7 protein-coding genes and 1 tRNA gene are annotated in these 6,417 nt (G+C 39.7%); 1 reads left to right on the forward strand and 7 read right to left on the reverse strand.

Annotated features, from left to right (window positions below):
• Window positions 1–7: 7 nt before the first annotated feature.
• Window positions 8–670, reverse strand: a complete 663-nt coding sequence (locus LXM54_RS26095; protein ID WP_233319027.1) for a redox-sensing transcriptional repressor Rex — start codon at window positions 668–670, stop codon at window positions 8–10.
• A gap of 50 nt (window positions 671–720) precedes the next feature.
• Entirely contained in the window at window positions 721–1,212 is a 492-nt protein-coding gene (gene moaC / locus LXM54_RS26100) for a cyclic pyranopterin monophosphate synthase MoaC (protein ID WP_233319030.1), read from the reverse strand.
• Window positions 1,213–1,358: 146 nt separating this feature from the next.
• Here moaC and LXM54_RS26105 point away from each other — a divergent pair, with 146 nt between their 5' ends.
• Entirely contained in the window at window positions 1,359–3,284 is a 1,926-nt protein-coding gene (locus tag LXM54_RS26105) for an ABC-F family ATP-binding cassette domain-containing protein (protein WP_233319032.1), read from the forward strand.
• Between the two features lie 211 nt (window positions 3,285–3,495).
• Here the strand turns inward: LXM54_RS26105 and tsaD are convergent, their stop codons facing one another.
• From tsaD to LXM54_RS26130, 5 genes are all read right to left on the reverse strand, one after another.
• Window positions 3,496–4,515 (reverse strand): tRNA (adenosine(37)-N6)-threonylcarbamoyltransferase complex transferase subunit TsaD, encoded by a 1,020-nt coding sequence (gene tsaD, locus LXM54_RS26110; protein ID WP_233319034.1) that lies wholly within the window; start codon window positions 4,513–4,515, stop codon window positions 3,496–3,498.
• Window positions 4,515–4,961, reverse strand: coding sequence for a ribosomal protein S18-alanine N-acetyltransferase (rimI, locus tag LXM54_RS26115; protein WP_233319037.1), 447 nt, complete (start codon window positions 4,959–4,961; stop codon window positions 4,515–4,517). The genes tsaD and rimI overlap by 1 nt, the downstream gene beginning before the upstream one ends.
• Window positions 4,962–4,981: 20 nt before the next feature.
• Window positions 4,982–5,680, reverse strand: a complete 699-nt coding sequence (tsaB, locus tag LXM54_RS26120) for a tRNA (adenosine(37)-N6)-threonylcarbamoyltransferase complex dimerization subunit type 1 TsaB (RefSeq protein WP_233319040.1) — start codon at window positions 5,678–5,680, stop codon at window positions 4,982–4,984.
• Complete coding sequence (gene tsaE / locus LXM54_RS26125) at window positions 5,677–6,132, reverse strand: tRNA (adenosine(37)-N6)-threonylcarbamoyltransferase complex ATPase subunit type 1 TsaE (RefSeq protein WP_233319042.1); 456 nt, start codon at window positions 6,130–6,132, stop codon at window positions 5,677–5,679. Before tsaE ends, tsaB begins: the two co-directional genes overlap by 4 nt.
• 141 nt (window positions 6,133–6,273) lie before the next feature.
• Window positions 6,274–6,347 (reverse strand) — tRNA-Met (locus LXM54_RS26130).
• Window positions 6,348–6,417: the final 70 nt, after the last annotated feature.

Consider the following 6,417-nt stretch of genomic DNA (forward strand, 5'->3'; position numbering starts at 1 on the left):
TTGTGGCTCATTCCTCTTCCGCTTCATCTGCTGGAGTCGGATAGTGTTTAAGGAAGTAGACTAGAGATTGAAGTTCAACAGCCAAGTCAATATGATGAATTCGTACACTAGCAGGCACAGTCAGCCGAGCTGGTGTAAAGTTCAGAATGCCTTTAATAGAGCAGTCTATTAAACGATCAGTAATCGTTTGGGCAACTGCTGCCGGAACAGTTAAGATGGCAACCTGGATATCATGCTCTAAAATGACCTTCTCCAAATCATCCATATGATGGATATCTACCTCTCCAATTGACGTTCCTGTCTTATCTTCTGCAATATCAAATGCCACTTCTATTTTTGTATTGTTGTTTTTCAAGAAGTTATAGTTTAAGAAGGCAACCCCTAAATTACCCACACCAATCAGGGCAACCTTCGTCAGCTCATCTTGGTCCAATGTCTTCCGGAAAAAGGAAAGCAGGTAGTTTACATTATATCCGTAACCCTTTTTCCCTAATGCTCCAAAATACGAGAAGTCCCTTCTGATGGTAGCTGAATCTACCTTAACTGCCTCACTTAATTCGGCAGATGAAACCCTTTGTTTCCCTGAAGAATGTAAATTTTTTAAGAAGCGATAATATAAAGGCAACCGCTTAGCAGTAGCTTGCGGTATCTTCATTATCTCATTGCTCATTGTAATCCCCTACCTGTAATTAATAATACATCTATCTTTCCTGATAAACTTTAAACCCTCTTGTATGGACCATTGATACCGCCTGATTTTTCAAGCAAGTAAGTTTCGCCGATGACCATTCCTTTATCAATGCTTTTACACATATCATAAATCGTTAATGCCGTGACGGATGCTGCAGTCAGTGCTTCCATTTCCACGCCGGTGCTCCCAATCGTCTTTGCTGATACTTCTATTACTAAACGGTAAGCTTCTTGTTCTTGTCCTTCTTCTTCCCAACGAAAAGAAATATCGACCCCTTTCAAAGAGATGGGATGGCACATCGGTATTAAGTCAGATGTTTTCTTTGCTGCCATGATGCCTGCTACTTGGGCGACAGCCAAAACATCTCCTTTTTTTATCGTATTATGGATGATGCTGTCGTATATATATTTATTTACTATAATGCTTGAGTGGGCAACTGCTATGCGAGCGGTTTCGCTTTTTTCGCTTATATCAACCATTTTCGCTCGGCCCTCATCATTAAAGTGTGTAAAACTCTTCATTTTTAACACCTCTAAGCAAATCATACACTATTTTCCTTCTAAAGTGTATCATTAAAGAATTTTCACTGCCTGCGATTGCCTTTATTGCGGTTTCCCACGTATATAAGTTACACTTGATATACATACATTCTGAGGTGAATTACGCAATGATACTATTACAAGTGAATCAACTTTCCAAATACTTTGGAGCTGAAATTATCTTATCCAATATAAAATTAGAAGTGCAAACAAGAGATAGAATCGCGTTAGTAGGCCGAAACGGTGCTGGAAAATCGACATTGCTAAAGATGATCGCTGGCCACCTTTCATATGATACTGGGGAAATCATTAAACCAAAAAATGTAGAAATAGGTTATCTTGCTCAGAATACAGGGCTCGAATCTAATCTGTCCATTTGGGATGAGATGTTGACCGTATTTAAAGGCCTTCAGCAGCAGGAAGCAGAGCTAAGAAAGCTGGAACAGCAGATGGCAGACCCTGACATAAGCAGCCAACCGGAAAGATTCGAAAAGATATTGAAGGAATATGATACTCTTCAATATAACTTTAAGGAAAATGGCGGTTATCAGTATGAAGCTGATATTCGTTCTGTACTTCATGGTTTGAACTTCGGTTCCTTTGATTACAGCACAAAAATATCTACATTAAGCGGCGGACAAAAGACAAGACTTGCCTTAGCAAAGCTTTTGCTGACAACCCCTGAAATTTTAATTTTGGATGAGCCGACTAACCATTTGGATATTGAGACCCTATCATGGCTGGAACAATATTTGCAAGGCTACGATGGTGCTGTCTTAATTGTTTCCCATGACCGCTACTTCCTTGATAAAGTTGTAACCCAAATATATGAACTTTCCAGAACAAATATCCAAAAGTTCAATGGTAACTACAGCTCTTACCTTCAGCAAAAAGCTGAGAATTACGAAAGAGATATGAAGGTATATGAAAAGCAGCAAGAAGAGATTGCTAAGCTAGAAACATTTATTCAAAAGAATCTTGCTAGAGCATCGACAACAAAAAGAGCTCAAAGCAGAAGAAAAACACTGGATCGAATGGACCGTCTTGAGCGTCCTGATGGTGATGAAAAGTCAGCTTCTTTCGGATTCCAAATTGAGAAGCAATCCGGCAATGATGTGTTAAAGGTGCAGGATCTTGCGATTGGTTACGAGGGAAACACTGTTTCTGAACATATCTCTTTCCAATTAACCAGAGGAGACAGTGTTGCTTTAGTGGGACCTAACGGTGTCGGTAAATCAACATTACTAAAAACAATTATCTCAAAAATAGACAAGCATGCAGGCGCAACAGCTTGGGGAACAAATGTCATGGTTGGTTATTATGACCAAGAGCAAGCAGAACTCCATTCGAACAAGAGAGTATTAAATGAATTGTGGGATGAGTTCCCACTAAGACCTGAAAAAGAAATTAGAACCGTTCTAGGTAATTTTCTCTTCTCAGGAGACGATGTACTAAAGATTGTCAATTCACTGAGCGGCGGGGAAAAGGCTAGACTTGCTCTTGCAAAGCTTATGATGGAAAAGCCAAATGTACTGATTTTAGATGAGCCAACAAACCATCTTGATCTAGACAGCAAAGAAGTGCTTGAAAATGCTTTAATTGATTATCCTGGTACTCTATTATTCGTTTCCCATGACCGTTATTTCATTAACCGAATTGCTACAAAAGTAATTGAGCTTCAACAGGAAGGTTCAACGGAATATCTTGGAGACTATGACTATTATGTAGACAAGAAACTCGAACAAGAAGAGTTGCTGGCAATGGAAACAGCCGTTTCCAATTCTGCTCCTGCTGTTGATAATACTGAAAAAACATCTTATCAACAAGATAAGGAAGCTAAGAAAGCAGAACGGCAGCGCATGCGCAGAATTGAAGAAATTGAAAAAACAATCGAAAGCTTGGAACAAAAGGTAGCAGATCATGAGGAAAAGCTCTGTGAGCCTGACATCTTCCAAGACCATGAAAAGGTATTTGCACTGAACAAAGAACTAGAAGAATTTAAAAGCGAAATCGACAACCTTATGGATGAGTGGACTGAATTGTCAGATAAGTAAAAAGTACTGGGCAGTGATTTGCCCAGTACTTTTTTTCCACATATTTATCCACATAAAAATAGTTATTAAACTAGCTTTCCACAGATTTATTCACATTATCCACAATTTCTATTGATTTTACTCACATTATCCACAGTGTTGTGGACATTTCTGTTTATATCCTAAAATAAAACCCCTGTTTTTCAACAGGGATTTAGACCTATACCTATTTCTAGTTGTGGATAGTAATATCCAAGCCAGGATTTCCATTTAAATCAGAGAAAGCTCTTTGTCCCTTCTCATAGAAAACTGTTCCTGCAGCAGCAATCATCGCAGCATTATCTGTACATAAAGATAATGGCGGTATTGTCAGTCTGACATCATTAAGGCTTGAAAATTTCTTTTCCAACGCAGACCTTAATCCTTTATTTGCAGCTACTCCGCCTGCTAGGACTATTTGTTTTACTTTATACTCTTTTGCTGCGTCAAAGGCTTTTGTTGTCAGCACATCAATGACACTTTCCTGGAAACTTGCCGCCAAATCTTCTGGCTTTATGGTTTCCCCTCGCTGTTCAGCATTATGAACCGTGTTGATAACTGCTGATTTCAGCCCGCTGAAACTAAAGTCATAACTGCCTTCTAGCCATGCACGCGGCAACTTAATTGATGGCTTTCCTTCTGCGGCAAGCCTGTCAATATGAGGTCCTCCTGGGTACGGAAGATTTAGCGTTCTTGCTACTTTATCATATGCTTCTCCTGCTGCATCATCCCTTGTCTCACCAATTACTTCAAAATGACCATGCTCCTTCATATAGACAAGCTCTGTATGTCCCCCTGAGACTACTAGAGATAACAGCGGGAATTCTAACTTATCCACAAGCTGATTCGCATAAATATGACCAGCAATATGATGAACACCAACAAGAGGAATGCCATGTGCAAAGCTGATTGCCTTAGCAGCATTAACACCAACAAGCAAAGCACCGACAAGTCCAGGTCCTTCTGTGACAGCAATTGCATCTAAATTTTCATAAGAAACATCAGCAGTGCGCAGTGCTTCTTCAATGACCAATGTTATTTGTTCAACATGATGCCTAGAAGCAATCTCTGGGACAACACCGCCAAATCTTTTATGGCTTTCGATTTGTGAAGCAACAACATTCGATAAGATTTCCGTTCCATTTTTAACGATGGATACAGCTGTTTCATCACAGCTTGTTTCCATTCCCATTATTAATACATCTTTTATCATTATATTTTCACCCACATTACTAAAGCATCTTCTTGATTATCGGTATAATAATTCTTTCTGATAGCGCCGCTTTGGAAACCAAGCTTTTTGTACAAGTTTTGAGCAACTATATTTGTCACCCTTACTTCCAATGTCATAGACTTAGCTTCCTGCTTTTTCGCTTCTTCCATCATTGCTCTTAATAGTTTTTCTCCAAGCTTTTGCCCCCGGAAATCAGGCAATATGGCAATATTAGTTATATGAACCTCATCTATAACAATCCATGCTCCAATATAACCAACCAACTGTTCGCCATGTTCTATAACTATATACTTGGCAAACCGATTCTTTGTCAGCTCATTAAAAAAGGCCTCTTTACTCCATGGTGTGCTAAAAGAAAGTGTTTCAACCATGTGTACCTTATCTATATCCCCAATCGTCATATCCCGAAAAAGATAATCCTCCATGATACCTACTCTCTTCCTTTTTACTCTTTATTATTTGCCTTAAGCCAATTCGCTTCTGCCTCAGCCAAACGAATATAATTTGGAGTAAACGGATGAACCTCTTCTGCTTCCCTCGTTTGCCCCAATCTCGCCAGCACTGCCGCTCTTGGATTAAAGTCAGCATAATCAGCAAATACAGCAATATCTTTTAGTTCAGCTTCAAGCAGCTCTTTATGGATAGACAGATCATTACCTGTAAATAAAACCTTGCCTTGCTCATCTCGTAACCGGCTAACCCAATCCTTTGCCAGAATAAGCTGGTCTTTTTCCAGCTGTTCTACTGCTCCATCTGAAAACTTGTACAGCCCTGTATAAATTTGCCCCCTTCTTGCATCAAACAACGGACTTACACTGCCAGGAAAATATCGGCCTGCACTTGCTGCCAATACCTCAAGGCTCGAAACACCAACAAGAGGAATATTTAATGTCCAAGCAAGAGTCTTCGCAATTGTGACTCCTATTCGGACACCTGTGTAAGAACCAGGACCTTTAGCAACCACTATCTTTGTTAAATCAGCTGGTTTCACGTCACATTCCTTCATCAGCATCTCTACTGCCGGCATTGCCCTGACAGAATGATTCTTTTTTAAATTCGTAATATATTCTCCAATTACTTTATCTTGATCCATAATGGCAATTCCCAATACAAGATTGGAAGTATCAATTGCTAGTATTTTCATTTCATTAACTCCTTACATACTTGCACATATCTAGACCCATAGGGGGTTAGCACAATTTCTCTTCCTGTTTCATTTTTATAATGAATACTTATGTTTAAATACTCTTCAGGCAGCTGTTCCCCTATTAAGTGTGCCCATTCTACCACTGTAACTCCATTGCCATGAAAATACTCATCAAAACCAAGGTCCTCAAAGGCATCCTCGACACGATAAACATCCATATGATAAAGCGGAAGCCTGCCCGCATACTCCTTAATAATTGTAAAGGTTGGGCTGTTTACTGTTTTTGTAATGCCTAGCCCTTTAGCAAGTCCCTTTGTGAAGGTTGTTTTTCCTGCACCTAAGTCTCCTTCTAATGTCAGTACATCACCTTGATCCAAAAGCTCAGCAAGTCTTTCAGCAAAAGCCATTGTCTCATCAGCATTATTTGTTGTCCACATATATTTATCCATAAAACTCACCCAGTTTGTCCTATATTATTTTTAGCCTATCTTCATTATATAGATAGTGCTAGAACTTTCCTAATAAATACAGCATGTTTCTTTTTCTAAAAAAAAATCCTTAGGTTAGACCCTAAGGATTTTCTGCTTTGATTGCGGGGACAGGATTTGAACCTGCGACCTTCGGGTTATGAGCCCGACGAGCTACCAGACTGCTCCACCCCGCGACGGTAATATTAAATATGCCTGGCGACGTCCTACTCTCACAGGGGGAGAGCCCCCAACTACCATCGGCGC

Origin of the sequence: Bacillus sp. Au-Bac7 (assembly GCF_021341655.1) — a bacterium.
In the GTDB taxonomy this organism is placed as follows: Bacteria; Bacillota; Bacilli; order Bacillales; family Cytobacillaceae; genus Niallia.

Coding starts and splice junctions, on each gene's coding strand:
- moaC (WP_233319030.1), bottom strand. CDS start 1,212: ATGAAGAGTTTTACACACTTTAATGATGAGGGCCGAGCGAAAATGGTT.
- LXM54_RS26095 (WP_233319027.1), bottom strand. CDS start 670: ATGAGCAATGAGATAATGAAGATACCGCAAGCTACTGCTAAGCGGTTG.
- LXM54_RS26105 (WP_233319032.1), top strand. CDS start 1,359: ATGATACTATTACAAGTGAATCAACTTTCCAAATACTTTGGAGCTGAA.
- tsaE (WP_233319042.1), bottom strand. CDS start 6,132: ATGGATAAATATATGTGGACAACAAATAATGCTGATGAGACAATGGCT.
- tsaB (WP_233319040.1), bottom strand. CDS start 5,680: ATGAAAATACTAGCAATTGATACTTCCAATCTTGTATTGGGAATTGCC.
- rimI (WP_233319037.1), bottom strand. CDS start 4,961: ATGGAGGATTATCTTTTTCGGGATATGACGATTGGGGATATAGATAAG.
- tsaD (WP_233319034.1), bottom strand. CDS start 4,515: ATGATAAAAGATGTATTAATAATGGGAATGGAAACAAGCTGTGATGAA.